We start from the raw sequence: 16,195 nt of genomic DNA, 5'->3' as shown, positions 1-16,195 counted from the left end.
CGGTCAGGCGGAGGCATCCTGTGCGTCCAGCACCTTGCGGGCGGCGCGGAAACATTCCAGCGCCTGCGGGACACCGCAATAGATGCCGATCACATGGATGATCGCCCGCAATTCGTCGCGGGTCACCCCATTGGCCAGCGCACCTTTGCAGTGCAACTCCCACTCGTGCATCTTGCCCAGTGCCCCGATCATCGACAGGTTCATCATCGACCGCGTCTTGGCGTCGATCACCTCGTCGCCCCAGCCGAATCCCCAGCACCACGCAGTCATCGCCTCCTGAAAAGGCCGGGTGAAGTCGTCCGCGGCGGCGAGGTTGTTCGTGACATAGTCCGCCCCCAGCGTCGCCTTGCGCTTTTCCAGCCCCTTCAGGAACAGGTCTTCGTCGAATGTGCCGGTCATGGTGTCCTCCTCTTTGACGGCGACGCTAATGGAAGTCCCGGCTCTTGGGAATGATCCGCACGTTGCGGGGATGCTGGCGGCCGCCGTTCGGCGCTTGTGGGTGTGTCACCTCGTCGCCGCGCCCCATCGTCTGGCGCATGGCATCGGGGGCCAGCCGCAGCAGGGCGTCGGACCGGTCGGTCAGGGATTGCGCCACGATATGAATGATCTCGATATCGCGCTGGACGTAGCCTTCGACGACCAGCAGCCGTGACTGCATCACCGCCTTGCGGAACTGTTCCATCACCTTGGGCCACACCACCAGATTGGCGACCCCGAACTCGTCCTCGACCGTGATGAAGCAGACGCCCTTGGCGCTGCCCGGTCGCTGCCGGATCAGGACAAGTCCCGCCAGCCTGATCTTGCGCCCCTTGTTGTAGCCCTTGAGGTCGGCGGTGCTGGCATAGCCCTGCCGCGTCAGGCTGCGCCGCAGGAAAGACATTGGATGCGCCTTCAGCGACAGGCGCAGGGTCTGGTAATCCGCCACCACCTGTTCGCAGACCGGCATGACGGGCAGGGGGACCGGCACCTCTGCCCCCTCGTCGCGGGTGTCGCGGAACAGCGGCAGGTCGGGGGCGTCGCGCAGCGCGCGCGCCTCCCACAAGGCCTGCCTGCGGTCGATCCACATGGACCGCACCGCGTCCGCTTCGGCCAGACGGCGCACGATGGGGGCGGTCAAGCGGGCGCGGGTCTTCAGCGCCTCAAGGTCGTCGTAAGGCGCATCGCGGGCATCCATGATCCGGGCCGCCGCATCGGCGCGCAGACCGCCGATCTGCCGCAGGCCAAGGCGGACGGCGTACCCGTTTCGGTAAGGCTCAAGCGTATTGTCCCAGTCCGAGAAATTCACGTCCACTGGCTGCACGGTCACATCATGGTTCTGCGCATCCCGCACCAGCTGCGCGGGGGCATAGAACCCCATCGGCTGGGAATTCAGCAGGGCGGCACAGAAAGCCGCCGGGTAATGGCATTTGAGCCAGCTGGAGACATAGACCAGCTGCGCGAAACTCGCCGCATGGCTTTCGGGAAAGCCGTAGTCGCCGAACCCCTTGATCTGGTTGAAACAGCGGCTGGCGAAATCCGCGTCATAGCCGCGCTTGACCATCCGGCCGACCATCTTTTCCTGCAGCAGTTCGATCGTGCCGCGCGACCGGAAGGTCGCCATCGCCTTGCGCAACTCGTTCGCCTCGGCGCCCGAGAATTGCGCCGCGTCGATCGCGATCTTCATCGCCTGTTCCTGAAAGATCGGCACGCCCAGGGTGCGGCCCAGGATCTTCTTCAGCTCTGCCGGATCGTGCGGCGCGCCGGGGCTGGGATAACTCACCGGTTCCTCGCCCGACCGCCGACGCAGGTAGGGATGCACCATGTCGCCCTGAATGGGACCGGGGCGGACGATCGCGACCTCGATCACGAGGTCATAGAAGGTGCGCGGCCGCAGGCGCGGCAGCATGTTGATCTGGGCGCGGGATTCCACCTGGAACACGCCAATGCTGTCGCCCTTGCACAGCATGTTGTAGACGCGCGGATCCTCTTGCGGGACACTCGCCAGCGTCCAGTCATGCCCGTAATGCGCGCGGATCAGATCAAAGCATTTGCGGATGCAGGTCAGCATCCCGAGGGCGAGGATGTCGACCTTCAGGATCCCCAAAGCGTCGATATCGTCCTTGTCCCATTCGATGAAGGTCCGGTCCGGCATGGCGCCGTTCCCGATCGGCACCGTTTCGGTCAGCGCGCGTTCGGTCAGGATGAAGCCGCCGACGTGCTGGCCCAGATGCCGCGGCATGCCGATCATCTGCCGCGCCACGATCAATGTCTTACGCAGCAAGGGGTCCGACAAATCGACACCCGCCTCCTTCGCGTGGCTCTCGCCGATATCGGTGCCCCAACTGCCCCAGACCGTTTTGGCCAGTGCGGCCGTCACATCCTCCGACAGGCCCATGACCTTGCCGACCTCGCGGATCGCGCTGCGCGGACGGTAATGGATGACCGTCGCACAGAGGCCCGCCCGGTGTCGGCCATACTTCTTGTAGATATGCTGGATCACCTCTTCGCGCCGCTCATGCTCGAAATCCACGTCGATGTCCGGTGGCTCCTTGCGCTCTTCGCTGATGAAACGCTCGAACAGCAGGGCATGCTGGGCCGGGTCCACAGCGGTGATGCCAAGGACATAGCAGACGGCCGAATTCGCCGCCGACCCGCGGCCTTGGCACAGGATATCGCGCGACCTGGCAAACAGGACGATGTCGTGGATCGTCAGAAAATACTGGGCGATGTCCAGCTTCTGGATCATCGCCAGCTCCTTGGCCAGGGTCGCCCGCGTCTCGGTGGCCACTCCTTGCGGATAGCGCAGGGCGGCGCCCTCCCACGTCAGCTTCTCCAGATGCGCCTGTGGCGTGCTGTCCTTGGGGATCACTTCCGAAGGGTATTCATAAGACAGCTCCTGCAGGTCGAACAGACAGGCATCGGCCACCGCCCGGGTTGCTGCGATGGCGTGCGGCCATTCGGCAAACAGCCGCTGCATCTCGGCGGGCGATTTCAGATGCCGCTCGGCGTTCGCCTCCAGCATATAACCCGCGCGGGCGAGTGTGGTCTTTTCCCGGATGCAGGTCATCACGTCCTGCAGGGGGCGGCGGGCGGGTGCGTGATAAAGGACATCATTGGTCGCCAGCAACCGCAACCCGTTCTGCCCCGCCATCCGGTCCAGCCGCGTGATCCGTGCCCGGTCGTCGCCGCGGTAAAGATAGCTGGCAGCCACGTATTTCAGCGTCGGCAAGGCCCGCACAAGGCGCGGCAATGTGCGCGAAAACCCCCGCAGATCCCGTGGCGGCACGGCGATCAGCTGCAAACCGTCCGCATGATCGGCCAGATCCTGCAGCGTCAGGTCGCAGATGCCCTTGGCCTGCCACGCCCCGTCGGGATCGTGCCGGCGCCCCTTGGAAATCAGCTGGCTGAGGCGCCCGTACCCCGCCCGATTGCGGGGATAGGCCAGAAATGTCTCTCCGCCCAGCAGGGCGATGCGGGCGCCGGTCAGGGGCCGCATGCCGGTCTTGCGGGCCTCCGTATGCAGGCGCACGACGCCAGCGAGGGTGTTCAGATCGGCGCAACCGATCGCATCGTAACCCAAGGCCCAGCCCTCTGCCGCCAGGTCGACCGCGTCCGAGGCTCCGCGCAGGAACGAAAAACACGTGAAGACCCCCAGTTCGACGAAAGGCGCCTTGGGGTTCTTCGTGTAGACGCCATCCTCCGGCAGGGTGCGCCGGGGATGGGTGTGATCGTTCTCAGGCATCGGGGGCATCCCCCGCATCGGGGTCGCATGGGGGCACTGCCCCCGCCGCCGAAGGCGGCCCCCCCGAAGTATTTGGAACCAGAAGAAGGCCCAAATACCTGAGGTGGGTCGAGCGTCCCGTGGCCTTCTGGGGCGACGGGACGCCTTCTCCTGGTGCAGTCATCGGCGCTTCCGCCTGTACCGCGGATTTAGAATGCAGCAGATCGGTTAACAAACCGTTGTTTCTTCTGGTCAAAAATACTTCGGGGGGAAGGGCCTCCGGCCCTGGGGGGCTGGCCCCCTGAGCGACAGGGGCCAACGGGCGCATCAGCCGAAGATGCCGTGCACGAACCACCGCGGCGCTCCGGCTCCCTCGTCACCGTAGACACCATCACGGTAAATCCACAGGCGACGGTTGCTGTCGTCCTCGATGCGATAGTAATCGCGCAGACGCGTGCCAGGGCGGTCATACCACCACTCCGGTGCGATCCGCTCCGGCCCCGTAAAGCGGGTGATCCGGTGCGGGACACGCCGCCATCGAAACTGCACGGGTGGTCCTTCGGGAACTGCGTAGAGAACGTTGATCTCTTCCGGGGTATCCAAAAGCCGCAGCGGGCGGTGCGCACAATCCAGCGCATCCGCTTTCAGCGGGGCCTGCGACAAGGCCAGCGCCCATGCGAGGCTGCGTTCGGGAATATGGCTTTCGTGAGAGGCGGGCGTGCGGACAGCCTGTGCCCCAAGGCGCGCCGAGAGCCTGTCCACCATCTGCGCCAAGGCCGCACCGTTTTCCGCGCGGCCTTCCAGAGTGGTCTGGACCGCTGCCATGCCTTCGGTGATATCTGCATCGAGCGTGATCAATTCAAACCCGTATCCGGGGTCGATCCTGTCCAGGCGGTCATCGAACAGACGGCGCAAGTGTATGGGGTCGCGGCTGGCGCGGGCGGTGGCGGCGGTAACCGCGCTGACCTCTGCGTCCGTGCGATAGACAGTGACGGTCAGCTTGCGGGCGCCGCAGCCGGCGTCGGCCAAGGCGGCACAGAGGCTGGCGCACAGATCCGGCAGATAGGGTGTGGGATCCTGCACCGGTTCAGGCAGGCGGACCTGCACGGCAAAGTGTTGCAAGTCCTGACCGGCGCTGACCGGTTCCGCCATGCGGCCCTGCAATTGGTCCAGCCGTGCGAGAGGGTTTTGCGCGAGGGCCGCGTTCGCGAACCGGCGGGTCAGGCTGAGGCGCGGCACGGCGGCGATGTCGCCCACGGATTTCAGGCCCAGTCTTTGCAGCAGCAGGACCGTGTCTGCCGCCAGCCGCAGGGACCGCGCGGGCAGGGGGGCCGTGCGGTCCGTCAGCGTGTCGGGTGTCGCGATGCTGCGCACGGGGCCGAAGCGGGCTAGCGCCCAGGCGGCACCATGGGTCGGCGCCATCGCAAGGCGGCTGGCGAACCCCAGGGTGCCCAGCGTGCCTTCGATCTCGCGCAGCAGAGCGTCCTCTCCGCCCCAGAGATGATCGGAGCCGGTCGTGTCCATCACGATCCCGTCCGCGCCGTCCACGGCGGTCCACGGACACCAGCGTCGCGCCCAGAGCATCAGCTTCTCCAGCGCCGCACGGTCGCCGTCGGGGTCGGCGCGCACCACGCGCACCGCAGGACACAGGGCGCGCATGTCGACGACCCGTGCGCCGGTATGCAACCCCGCCAGCGTCGCCGCGCGATTCGTGGCAACCACGACGGGGCCGTGCGGCCCTTCGGCGGCCAGGATCACGGGCAGGTCATCGGGGGGCGCGTCATGGCGTGCATGGGCCCAGCGCAGCCAGCGGGCCATCGCGAAATCCGTCAGATGCACGCTGACGATACGGCGCGTCAGAAGGGTGCGATCCGTCTGCGGTCCGGACCCGGTGTCCCGGTCGGTGCTGTCGTCGGTGCCGCGCCGGGTCACCGGTGGCGGGGGCGGGACAGGGCTGCTGGCGCGCAGCACCGGCGCGTGAAGGACCGGTATCGCCTTGTCCGAGACGGTCGTCAGGGTGGGGCGCATCTGCGGCCGGGGGGCTGTCTGCCCTGCATCCGGCTGGACGGCTGGGAGGAGGTTTCCAAGCCTTGCAACGCTGGCCCCCTGTGATCCGGGCGCCAGCGAGGTCCGGGCCAGATCCATGATGTCCAGCGCACCGGACAAGCGGGCCGCTTCAACGGGGTGCACGACCGCCGCTGCAGTGCGTGAGGCATGGCCTGGTCCGACCGCGGCGCGACACACGCGGGAGGCGGGGAACGGCAGGATCCGAGAGGTGCTGTCTTTGGTCATCGGGGTCAGACTTTGAAGGATAACAGCCAGAGGCCTGGGATATTCAGCCGGCGATGCGGGCGGCATGATGGGGGGCGTCGTTCATGTGGACATTGTGCGACAGCACAACACCTGCATCCCCCGGACCCGCGACCCATTGGCCCGGCGCCCGACCGCGGGCGCGGAACAGGTCCGCCTGCCAGAGCGGCGCGCCGGGTGCGCGGTTGTCGTCGGGGTCCAGGCGGGCGGGCAGGGACGTGATTCGCCAGCGCTGGCGCGCCGCACTGAGGTTCGGATGGGCGGCGCGCCGGATCAGCAGGGCGGGAATCGACCGCGCCTCTGCCCGCAGGGCCAGACGCTTGGTCGCGGTAAAGTCCAGTGCGGGCGGATCGCCCCAAAGCTCGCCCAGCACCGCGCCCAAGGCATCGCAATGCAGGCCTTCCTCCATGCTCCACAACACGTCGACGGCCCGGTTCACGGTCACGAGGATCAGCCGTAGGCCGGCGGGAAGGCCGGCGGGAAAGGGCTTGCCCGATTCGCGCTGGGTCACCCGGTCCTGCACCCACAGGACCGGTTTGCCCGAGGCCGCGATCTGCGTCAGTTGGCCAAAGACGAAGGCCGTCACGGCCCCGTCGGCGGCATTGTCCGTGAAGTATTCCGAAAGGGTCGGGTCCGCCACGCAGAGTGCGGTGTGATCCGCATCGTGACCGGCAGGGGCAGCCCGGCCCGGTGACATGCGGCTTGCAAAGAAGGTTCCTGCGGTGTCGAGGGGCGTGGTCACAGGCGCATCCGATTCCATTTGTTCCTCATTTGTTCTATACCGTGCCGGGCCTTTCGTCAAATCTTCAAGATATCCTTTTGACCCGAAACGAGGCGGTACCGGATTGTACCCGCGCGACGGTCAGCCTGTGCCGCAGGGGCACCCCGCCGTCGCATGCGGCACGGTGAAACGGCTGCGGGATCGCCGTTGCGGTGCATCTTCCGTTCCGCCATTGTGCGCCGGACAGGGCAGGTCTGCGGACCTGCGGGGGCTGACGGGGGAGAGACTGGCATGAGAGCGACACGGATCATGGCGGTTCTGTCAGTGGTGGCTGGCACGCAGGCGTCCGCCCAGACGCAAATGCAGACACCCGCGCAGATATCGCCCTTGCCGCCGCCTTTGCTGGATGCCGATTTCCTGCCCGTGGACCTGGGCGAGGCCGCTCTGGGGCAGCTTCTGTTCTACGATCCGGTCCTGTCGGGGGGCCGTGACGTGGCCTGCGCGACCTGCCATCATCCCCGTTTCGGCACCGCCGACGGGCTGTCGCTGGGCCTTGGCGACGGTGGCATTGGCCTCGGACCAGCGCGGACCGCCGATCCCGCCAATCTGCCGGAAGAGCGGATACCGCGCAACGCGCCCGCCCTGTTCAACCTCGGTCTGCGCAACTTGACGGTTCTGTTCGACGACGGGCGCATCAGCGTTGACGCCAGCCGCCCCGGCGGCATCCGCACGCCGCTGGACGACGACATGGTGACGGGGTTCGCGTCTTTGCTGTCGGCGCAGACGATGTTTCCGGTGCTGAGCCCCGACGAGATGGCCGGACACTACGCCGAAAGCGATGTCTCGCGCGCCGTGCGGCAGGGCCTGTTGACGGGCCCGGGCGGGGCGTGGGACCTGATCGCGCGCCGCGTGGCAGACATCCCCGCCTATGCGCAGATGTTCCGGGACGTCTATCCACAGGTGACCGGTCCGGAGGATATCGGCTTCACCGACATCTCGAACGCGATCGCGGCCTTTATGGAGGCGGAGTGGCGGTCCGACGCGTCACCCTTCGATGCCGTCCTGCGGGGCGCGGCGGCACTGCCGGAGCCTGCGGCCACGGGCATGGACCTCTTCTATGGCCGGGCCGGCTGCGGCACCTGCCACAGCGGTCCGTTGCTGACCGATCAGGGCTACCATGCGATGGGCGCGCCACAGATCGGTCCCGGCAAGGGCGCGCGGTTCGAATCCTCTGACCGGGACGAGGGCCGGTTCGAGGTCACGGGACAGCCGGAGGATCTGTTCGCCTTCCGCACGCCGTCGCTGCGTAACGTGGCCCTGACGGCGCCCTACGGCCACGCGGGCAGCCATGCGACTCTGGCAGGCTTCGTGGCCGATCACGCCGACCCGGTGGCGGCCCTGTCGCGCTATGACATCGCGCAGGCCATCCTGCCTAAGCTCGACGTGCGCGACGACGCGATCATGTCCGACCCCGCCGAAGTCGCAGCCATCGCCGCAGCGGTGCGCAGGCCGCCGGTCGTGCTGTCGGCGGAGGATGTGACGGCGCTGGTCGCGTTCCTGGACAGCCTGACCGATCCATCGGCGATCAAGGGACGGCTGGGTGTGCCGCTGGCGGTGCCGAGCGGGTTGCCGGTGCCGTAGGCCCGCATCCTGTCCGTGCGTCTTGGCAGGCGTCGGAGCCTCCGGCGGGAGTATTTGGGAAAAAGCGAGGTGGTGCGCACTTAGTCGTGTGAAAGCCGTGCCAGTGTGTCTGCGGGCAAGGTCTGCGTGGTGGTCGTGCCGTCGGGCCAGGTGACGGTGACATCCGCGGCAGTGGCGGGGCCGAGGCCGATGTGGAGCGGCAGGGCCTGTCCGCCCGCGTGGCCGCCACCGACACGGATCTCTCGGGTCTGGGTCAGGTCAGGCGTGGTGACCGTGATGCGGGCGCCGATGGCCTGCGTGTTGCCGTTGGCCTGCGTCAGTGCCAAACCCAGCCATTGACCCGTGGCGGGTGTGTCGTTGCGATAAAGCAGCATGGGCGCGCGGCGGTTCACCACCACCAGATCGAGGCGGCCGTCGCCGTCGAAATCCGCCAGCGCCGCACCCCGCGCACGGTGGGTGTCGGCGAGGCCTGCGGTGGCCGCGACCTCCTCAAACGTGCCGTCGGGGCGTTGTATCAGCAGGTTGTTGGGGTCGGCCATGGCGTTGGTCGGCATCTGGTCGACGTTGCCCTTGGCGATGAACAGATCCAGCCGTCCGTCGTTGTCCACGTCGCCGAATTCCGAATGCCAGCCGGTCGAGGGGCGGCCGTCGTCGCCAAGGTAGGGGCGCTGCGCGTAGGTGCCGATGCCGTAAGGGGCTGGCACGTAAGTGCCGTCTGGCTGGGCCAGTTGCAGCAGTTGGTCACCCATCGAGGTCAGCATGACGTCGTCGCGCCCGTCGCCGGTCACGTCGGCGCTGGCGATCCCCATGCCCCAGAGCGAGACCTCTTTCCAACCGTCAGCCTCGGTCAGGAAGCGGCGGTCCATGATGTCCCACATCTGTTCCGAACCGCCGCGGACGTAGTATTGCCGGTCGTTTGACAGACGCAGGGTCATCCGGCCGCGGGCGTCGGTGGCGGCGAGCATCGACAGCGGGCAGAAGCCGGGGGCCAGCGTTTCGGCACTGTAGCCCGTCGGTGCGGGGCGCAGGATGGTGTTGGTGTCGCAGGCAAAGAACGGGCCATCTGGATTGCTGCGGTCGACGTAGTGACCCACCGCCATCACCGGGCGGTCGCTCTCCGCCTCCCACCAGGCGGTGAAGGCGGTGGTCCACTGGTCGGTCTGGGGGATGCCCCAGTCCGCCGTCGCATCGGTGAAGCGGCAATCCGGACCCCCCTTCAGCGCCACGTCGGGGCCCACGCGCATGACGTAGAGGTCCAGCAGGCCGTCGCCGTCGATGTCGATGGGATAGGCGCCCGTCGTCTCGGTCAGATCCGGTAGGGGGGCCGGATCGAAGCGGAAATCGCCCCGGTTGATCCAGAGGGCGGCTGGGGTGGTGCCACCGGCGGCAAAGATGTCGGGCCGCGCGTCGCCGTTGCAGTCCATCACGGCGACACCGCCGCCGACGAAATGCTCCCACCCGCCCGCATAGGTGTGATCGCCAAGGGCTTGCGAGAGGTCGGTAAAGCTGACCTGTGCCGCGGCCGGGCCCGCCATCAGTGCCAGAAGCAGGGCAAGGCGCATCATGCCCCCAGTGCCGCGTCGGTGGCATCGGCCAGCGCCAGTGCGGCCGCCCCCTGCGCCCAGACCAGATCCCCCCAGACGTTCGTTGCGATCTCGCACGACGTGCGGCCCTCGGTCAGGGTCAGCGCCTGCATCTCGCGCAGGACCGCGTCGGAATAGAGGTAGTCATAACGCATGCGTTCCCCCGCCAGAATGATCAGCGCCGGATCGAAAAGCTGCACCACGTTCGACAGCCCCAAGGCCAGATAGCGCCCGGCCCGGCGAAAGATCGTGGCGGCCGCGGTATTGCCCGCCTTCGCCTCGGCAAAGAGGGCGTCGATCAGGGCCGCGTTGCCTGCATCGCGCGCTGGCCGGTCGAGGGCCGTCGCGGCCTCCCGGGCCAGCGCGTAATCGGCCAGATAGGCCTCCAGACAGCCGCGCTGGCCACAGCGGCAGAGTGCCCCGTCGAGGGCCACCTTGGTATGGCCCAGTTCCAGCCCCATGCCGCGGCTGCCGCGGAACAGGCGGTTGTTCAGTACCAGGCCCATGCCGACGCCGTGTTCCACGGTCACCACGGCGAAATCGGACCGCGCGCGCCCGGTGCCGAACCAGAGTTCCGCCAAGGTCAGCACGTTGGCGTCGTTGTCGATCCGTACCGGCACACCCAGCTTGTCTTCCAGCAGGGCGGCAAGGGGGGCGTCCCGCCCGGCGATCAGCGGTGACCACGGAACCTGTCCCATGTCGTGTTCCACGATGCCGGAAATGCCAAGGCCCAGCCCCGCGACGCAGGACATGTCGCGCCCCGCGTCTGCCAGCAGGCGGTCGACCAGGGTGGCGACCTCTGCTACCAGGGCTGCGACCGGTTTGCGCGCGCCCGCCGTGGGCAGGGTCACATCGGCAACGGTCTGGCCGGACAGGTCGATCAGCACGGCAGAGTGGCGCGTGTCGGCCACCTTGATCCCGATGACGCACCGCGTGCCGCGCACCACGCGCAGGGCGACGGGCGGGCGACCGCGTCCTGCCTCGCGCGGCGTATCCTCGACCTCTTCCAGGAACCCGTTCTGGATCAGGTCGGACGTCAGGGCCGAGACACTGCCGGCACTGATGCCAAGGCCGCGGGCGATGTCGGCACGGCTGCTTTGCCCCGTGGCGCGCACATGCAAGAAGACCTGCTGGCGCAATCCGCCCGTGCGGTCGGCCTGAGACGACTGCAAAGGGCCGCAGCCCTGCATCGCCGGCCCGGAGGCCGATCCTGCGTCATACATAACTTCAACCCCCAAAGATAATGCTGCGCCTGCGAACACGACTCCTGGTCGCGTCCGCCCTCCCGGCAGCGTCATCGTGGCGCATTACGCCTTCGACCCCCGATTTTGGCAAGATTATTCCGCGCGCCCGCGCAAATTATTTTGACAACTGAACTATTATCGGCATTTTGAGCGGCACAGGGCCGCAAGGCCCCGAATCCCCGCCAAGCGGGACATTCTGTCTGGGAGGACACCATGAACAAGCACATCCTCGCCGCCGTCATTGCGACGGTCGGTTTCAGCTCTGCCGCGTTTGCGCAGGACGGTCTGACCGTCGGCGTCAGCTGGTCGAACTTTCAGGAAGAGCGCTGGAAGACCGACGAAGCCGCGATCAAGGAAGCCCTGGAAGCCGCTGGCGCGACTTACATTTCGTCCGACGCACAGGCCTCTGCCGCCAAGCAGCTGACCGACATCGAAGCACTGATCGCCCAAGGCGCCGACGCGCTGATCATCCTCGCGATGGACAAGGACGCGATCACCCCGGCGCTGGATCAGGCTGCCGCAGAAGGCATCCCGGTCGTCGGCTATGACCGTCTGATCGAGGACAACCGCGCCTTCTATCTGACCTTCGACAACAAGGGTGTCGGCACGATCATCGCGCAGACCGTCATGGATGCGGACCCCGCTGGCGGCAACATCGCCATCATCAAGGGCGATCCCGGTGACCCCAACGCCCAGTTCCTGCTGGACGGCATGATGGAAGTGCTGCAGCCGATGATCGACGCAGGCAACGTGAAGATCGCCGGCGAGGCTTTCTCTGACGGCTGGAAGCCCGAGAACGGCCAGAAGAACATGGAGCAGATCCTGACCTCGAACAACAACGAGATCGACGCGGTTCTGGCCGAGAACGATGGTCTGGCCGGTGGTGCGATCGCAGCTCTGACCGCACAGGGCATGGACGTGCCGGTCGGCGGTCAGGACGGCGACCTTGCCGCGCTGAACCGCGTGGCGCGCGGCACGCAGACCGTGTCCGTGTGGAAGAACTCCCGCGATCTGGGCAAGCGCGCGGCTGAAATCGCCGTCGCTCTGGCCGGTGGCACCGCCATGGACGCGATCCCCGAGGCCCAGAAGTGGGCCGGCGGCGAAAAGGGTGTCGAAATGGACGCGATCTTCCTCGCACCCACGCCGATCACCGCCGACAACCTGAACCTCGCCATCGACGCGGGCCAGATCTCGAAAGAGCAGGCCTGTGAAGGTGCGATGGATACCGTCGCTGCCTGCAAGTAAGCCATGACCGGAACCGGCGCAGGTTACACCTGCGCCGGTTTTTCCCATTATAGACGCACCTTTGCGTCGCGTTCTTTACGTGATGGATCACCTTGGGCTGTTGCCCGGGTGAACCACGTTCCCCCATCCGCCCCAGTCTCGCAGGACATGCCATGACCGATACAACGAACGCCCCCGCGGCGCCGTCGAACCCGCCGCCCAGCCAGGCCATGAACAAGAGCGCCTGGTCGCGGTTCCTGACCGCAACGGAACTCGACACCCGCCTGATCGGCATGGTCGCGGCGCTGATCCTGATCTGGGGCGGCTTTCACATGTACGGCGTGCTGGTGAACGGTCAGGGCTTCTTTCTGACACCGCGCAACCTCTGGAACCTCAGCGTCCAGACGGCGTCCATCGGGATCATGGCGACGGGCATGGTGCTGGTCATCATCACCCGCCACATCGACCTGAGCGTGGGGTCCATCCTCGGCTTTACCGCGATCCTGATGGGCATGATGCAAGTCAACATCCTGCCGCAGTATCTGGGTCTGGGGCATCCGGCCATCTGGATCATCACCGTCGTCTTCGGCATCCTCTGCGGCATGCTGATCGGCGGATTTCAGGGCGCGCTTGTGTCCTACGGCGGCATCCCGGCCTTCATCGTGACGCTGGGCGGCCTGCTGGTCTGGCGCGGCTGCGCCTTCCTCGTCGCGCGCGGCGAGACGATCTCTCCTGTCGATGCCACGTTCTCTCTGCTGGGCGGCGGGCCTTACGGGTCGGTCGGTTTTGTCGGGTCATGGATCGTGGGCGCGATCATCTGTGCCGGCGTGATCTTCATGATCGTGAACGGCCGCCGCCAGCGCACCAAATTCAAGTTCGCCAAGCGGCCCTATTGGGCCGATGCCTTCCTCGCGATTCTGGGCTGTGCTGCGGCCATTGGCGCGGTGCTGCTGGTGAACAGCTATCCCTGGCCCACGGGGATCGTGAAGCAGTACATCGCCGCCAATAACCTGACCGCGGAACCGTCCGACCTGTTCATCAGCCACGGCTTCGCGATCCCGGTGCTGATCCTGATGGTCGTCGCCGTCACGATGAACTTCGTGATGAACCGCACGCGCTTTGGCCGCTATGTCTTTGCAATCGGCGGCAATCCTGAAGCCGCCGCCTTGGCCGGCATCGACACCAAGTGGATGACGGTCAAGATCTTCGCGATCATGGGCGGTCTGGCTGGTCTGTCGGCGGTCGTCGCCTCCGCCCGCCTGAACTCTGCCACCAACGCGCTTGGCACGCTGGACGAGCTTTACGTCATCGCCGCCGCCGTGATCGGCGGCACCTCGCTGGCGGGGGGCGTCGGCACGATCTTCGGCGCGATCCTGGGCGCGCTGGTGATGCAGTCGCTGCAGTCTGGCATGGTGCTGATCGGTTTTGACGCCGGCATGCAGCAGGTCGTCGTCGGCTCTGTCCTCGTGCTGGCCGTGTTCCTCGACATCCTCTACCGTCGCAAATCCAAGTAAGGGCCTGATCATGAGCGATAAACCATTCATCGACCGCACCGGCACCCCGCTGGTCGAGATGCGCAACATGTCGATCTCTTTCGGCGGCATTCAGGCCGTGGATAACGTGAGCATCGACCTCTATCCCGGTGAAGTCGTTGGCCTTCTGGGACACAATGGCGCCGGCAAGTCGACGCTGATCAAGATCCTGTCCGGCGCCTATCAGGCCGACAGCGGAGAGATCTTCGTCAACGGTGAGAAAGCCACGATCACCAATCCCCGCGATGCGCGCACCTACAACATCGAGACGATCTACCAGACGCTCGCCTTGGCCGATAACCTCGACGCCGCCAGCAACCTGTTTCTGGGGCGCGAGCTGACGACGAAAATGGGCATGGTCGACGACGCCCAGATGGAGGCGGAGTGCCGCAAGATCATGCACCGTCTGAACCCCAACTTCAAAAAGTTCGCAGAACCTGTCAGCGCGCTGTCCGGCGGTCAGCGCCAGTCGGTTGCCATCGCCCGCGCCGTCTATTTCGACGCCAAGATCCTGATCATGGACGAACCCACTGCCGCCCTTGGTCCGCAGGAAACCCAGATGGTCGCCGAACTGGTGCAGGAGCTGAAGCGGCAGGGCCTTGGCATCTTTCTGATCTCGCACGACATCGCCGACGTGATGGAGTTGTGCGACCGCGTGTCCGTGATGAAGAACGGCCAGCTTGTCGGCACCGAAAAGGTCGAGGACGTGACCGACGACGACATTCTGGGCATGATCATCCTCGGCAAGAAACCCGGCCAGAAGGCAGCTTGAATGTATATCGGATTGGACCTCGGCACGTCCGGGTTGAAGGGCATCGTCATCGACGATGCCCAAAACGTGCTGGCCGAGGCGACCGCCCCCCTGACGGTCCAGCGCCCGCACGACAGCTGGTCCGAACAGGACCCGGCGTCATGGATCACGGCTGCAGAGGCGGTGATGGACGGGCTGGCGGGGCAGGTCGACATGTCCGCCGTGCGCGGTATCGGCCTGTCCGGCCACATGCACGGTGCGACCCTTCTGGACAGTGCGGACAATGTGCTGCGGCCCTGCATCCTGTGGAACGACACACGCTCCGCCCGCGAGGCTGCGGTGCTGGACGACAACCCGGACTTTCGCCGCCTGACCGGCAATATCGTCTTTCCGGGCTTTACCGCGCCGAAACTGGCCTGGGTGCGTAACCATGAACCGGAGATTTTCGCGAAGGTCGCCAAGGTCTTGTTGCCAAAGGATTATCTGCGCCTCTGGCTGATCGGAGAGCACGTGTCAGAGATGTCCGATGCCGCTGGCACCGCTTGGCTGGACGTGGGCAAGCGGGACTGGTCCGACGACTTGCTGGCCGCGACGGGTCTGGACCGGGACGCGATGCCGCGCCTTGTCGAAGGCTCTGCCGTGTCCGGCACCGTCCGCGCGGCACTGGCGTCGCGCTGGGGCATGAAACACGTCGTCGTGGCGGGCGGCGGTGGCGACAATGCCGCCAGCGCCGTGGGTGTCGGCATCGTGAAGCCGGGGCAGGCCTTCGTGTCGCTCGGCACCTCCGGCGTGCTGTTTGCTGCCTCTGACGCGTACCAGCCCGACGCGACGAGCGCGGTGCACACCTTCTGTCACGCGCTGCCCGACACTTGGCACCAGATGGGCGTGATTCTGGCTGCTGCCGATGCGCTGAACTGGTGGGCCGGGGTGGCGGGCGAATCCTCTGCCGCACTGACCGGATCGCTGGGCGCGCTGCAGGCGCCGGGCCGCACGCTGTTCCTGCCGTATCTGGGTGGTGAACGCACCCCGCACAACGACGCGCGGATCCGCGCCCAGTTTCTGCACCTCGATCACGCGACCGACCGTGCCGCGATGACCCGCGCCGTGCTGGAAGGGGTGACACATGCCTTCCGCGACAGTTTCGACGCACTGACCGGCACCGGCACCCGTATCGACCGCCTGATCGGTGTCGGCGGTGGCACGAAGTCGCACTATTGGGTGCAGGCAATCGCCACATCGCTGGGCCTGCCCGTCGATCTGCCGGTGGCGGGCGATTTCGGCGGCGCCTATGGTGCCGCGCGCCTGGGCCTGATGGCGGCTACCGGCGCCGGGACCGAGGTCTGCGGCACGCCGCCCATCGCGCGCACGTTAGAACCAGTCGCCGCCTTGCAGGACGACTTTGCGGCGGCGCATGTGCGGTATCGGGCGGCCTACGCGGCCGTCATGTCGCTGGCGTAGGTCTCGCTGCCGGGGGCGCCGACCGCTGGGG

The 16,195-nt window shown here is 66.5% G+C and carries 11 protein-coding genes; 5 read left to right on the top strand and 6 right to left on the bottom strand.

The genetic code is table 11. From position 1 onward, the window contains the following. Window positions 1-3 precede the first annotated feature (3 nt). The 4 genes from GLR48_RS16255 to GLR48_RS16240 all read right to left on the bottom strand — a co-directional run bounded on the left by GLR48_RS16255 (window position 4) and on the right by GLR48_RS16240 (window position 6,770). On the bottom strand, window positions 4-399 hold the full coding sequence (locus tag GLR48_RS16255) for a carboxymuconolactone decarboxylase family protein (RefSeq protein WP_237062967.1): 396 nt from the start codon (window positions 397-399) through the stop codon (window positions 4-6). A 25-nt stretch (window positions 400-424) separates the two neighbouring features. Beyond that, the gene (locus GLR48_RS16250) at window positions 425-3,721 is read right to left on the bottom strand and encodes an error-prone DNA polymerase (protein WP_237062966.1); all 3,297 of its coding nucleotides are present in this window, start codon (window positions 3,719-3,721) and stop codon (window positions 425-427) included. A 306-nt stretch (window positions 3,722-4,027) separates the two neighbouring features. Then, window positions 4,028-5,992: a Y-family DNA polymerase gene (locus GLR48_RS16245; RefSeq protein WP_336886644.1), complete on the bottom strand. Its 1,965-nt coding sequence runs from the start codon at window positions 5,990-5,992 to the stop codon at window positions 4,028-4,030. A gap of 43 nt (window positions 5,993-6,035) precedes the next feature. Further along, window positions 6,036-6,770 carry an ImuA family protein gene (locus tag GLR48_RS16240; protein ID WP_237062965.1) on the bottom strand — a complete coding sequence of 245 codons (735 nt, stop codon included), beginning with the start codon at window positions 6,768-6,770 and terminating at the stop codon, window positions 6,036-6,038. A gap of 321 nt (window positions 6,771-7,091) precedes the next feature. On the opposite strand from GLR48_RS16240, the gene GLR48_RS16235 reads away from it, so the two are divergent. Further along, window positions 7,092-8,372 carry a cytochrome-c peroxidase gene (locus GLR48_RS16235; protein WP_442915844.1) on the top strand — a complete coding sequence of 427 codons (1,281 nt, stop codon included), beginning with the start codon at window positions 7,092-7,094 and terminating at the stop codon, window positions 8,370-8,372. Window positions 8,373-8,452: 80 nt separating this feature from the next. Here the strand turns inward: GLR48_RS16235 and GLR48_RS16230 are convergent, their stop codons facing one another. Both GLR48_RS16230 and GLR48_RS16225 read right to left on the bottom strand, forming a co-directional pair. Next, window positions 8,453-9,934 (bottom strand): CRTAC1 family protein, encoded by a 1,482-nt coding sequence (locus GLR48_RS16230; RefSeq protein ID WP_237064575.1) that lies wholly within the window; start codon window positions 9,932-9,934, stop codon window positions 8,453-8,455. After that, window positions 9,934-11,178 carry an ROK family protein gene (locus GLR48_RS16225; protein WP_237062963.1) on the bottom strand — a complete coding sequence of 415 codons (1,245 nt, stop codon included), beginning with the start codon at window positions 11,176-11,178 and terminating at the stop codon, window positions 9,934-9,936. The genes GLR48_RS16230 and GLR48_RS16225 overlap by 1 nt, the downstream gene beginning before the upstream one ends. 234 nt (window positions 11,179-11,412) lie before the next feature. Here GLR48_RS16225 and GLR48_RS16220 point away from each other — a divergent pair, with 234 nt between their 5' ends. The 4 genes from GLR48_RS16220 to xylB all read left to right on the top strand — a co-directional run bounded on the left by GLR48_RS16220 (window position 11,413) and on the right by xylB (window position 16,164). Next, a complete protein-coding gene (locus tag GLR48_RS16220; RefSeq protein ID WP_237062962.1) occupies window positions 11,413-12,444 on the top strand; it encodes a substrate-binding domain-containing protein in 1,032 nt (343 codons plus the stop codon). Window positions 12,445-12,596: 152 nt separating this feature from the next. Continuing rightward, window positions 12,597-13,937 (top strand): sugar ABC transporter permease, encoded by a 1,341-nt coding sequence (locus tag GLR48_RS16215; protein ID WP_442915808.1) that lies wholly within the window; start codon window positions 12,597-12,599, stop codon window positions 13,935-13,937. Between the two features lie 10 nt (window positions 13,938-13,947). Next, window positions 13,948-14,727 (top strand): ATP-binding cassette domain-containing protein, encoded by a 780-nt coding sequence (locus GLR48_RS16210; RefSeq protein WP_237062960.1) that lies wholly within the window; start codon window positions 13,948-13,950, stop codon window positions 14,725-14,727. Continuing rightward, the gene (gene xylB / locus GLR48_RS16205; RefSeq protein ID WP_237062958.1) at window positions 14,728-16,164 is read left to right on the top strand and encodes a xylulokinase; all 1,437 of its coding nucleotides are present in this window, start codon (window positions 14,728-14,730) and stop codon (window positions 16,162-16,164) included. It begins immediately after the preceding gene. Window positions 16,165-16,195 lie beyond the last annotated feature (31 nt).

This window comes from Loktanella sp. M215 (assembly GCF_021735925.1).
Taxonomy (GTDB): domain Bacteria; phylum Pseudomonadota; class Alphaproteobacteria; order Rhodobacterales; family Rhodobacteraceae; genus Loktanella.
The sequence above is the reverse complement of the archived record's forward strand: the minus strand, read 5'-3'. Positions and strand labels throughout refer to the sequence as shown.

Excerpts from the sequence above, each read along its gene's own strand:
- GLR48_RS16255 (WP_237062967.1), bottom strand. The coding sequence starts at position 399 with ATGACCGGCACATTCGACGAAGACCTGTTCCTGAAGGGGCTGGAAAAG.
- GLR48_RS16250 (WP_237062966.1), bottom strand. The coding sequence starts at position 3,721 with ATGCCTGAGAACGATCACACCCATCCCCGGCGCACCCTGCCGGAGGAT.
- GLR48_RS16245 (WP_336886644.1), bottom strand. The coding sequence starts at position 5,992 with ATGACCAAAGACAGCACCTCTCGGATCCTGCCGTTCCCCGCCTCCCGC.
- GLR48_RS16240 (WP_237062965.1), bottom strand. The coding sequence starts at position 6,770 with ATGGAATCGGATGCGCCTGTGACCACGCCCCTCGACACCGCAGGAACC.
- GLR48_RS16235 (WP_442915844.1), top strand. The coding sequence starts at position 7,092 with ATGCAGACACCCGCGCAGATATCGCCCTTGCCGCCGCCTTTGCTGGAT.
- GLR48_RS16230 (WP_237064575.1), bottom strand. The coding sequence starts at position 9,934 with ATGCGCCTTGCCCTGCTTCTGGCACTGATGGCGGGCCCGGCCGCGGCA.
- GLR48_RS16225 (WP_237062963.1), bottom strand. The coding sequence starts at position 11,178 with ATGTATGACGCAGGATCGGCCTCCGGGCCGGCGATGCAGGGCTGCGGC.
- GLR48_RS16220 (WP_237062962.1), top strand. The coding sequence starts at position 11,413 with ATGAACAAGCACATCCTCGCCGCCGTCATTGCGACGGTCGGTTTCAGC.
- GLR48_RS16215 (WP_442915808.1), top strand. The coding sequence starts at position 12,597 with ATGACCGATACAACGAACGCCCCCGCGGCGCCGTCGAACCCGCCGCCC.
- GLR48_RS16210 (WP_237062960.1), top strand. The coding sequence starts at position 13,948 with ATGAGCGATAAACCATTCATCGACCGCACCGGCACCCCGCTGGTCGAG.
- xylB (WP_237062958.1), top strand. The coding sequence starts at position 14,728 with ATGTATATCGGATTGGACCTCGGCACGTCCGGGTTGAAGGGCATCGTC.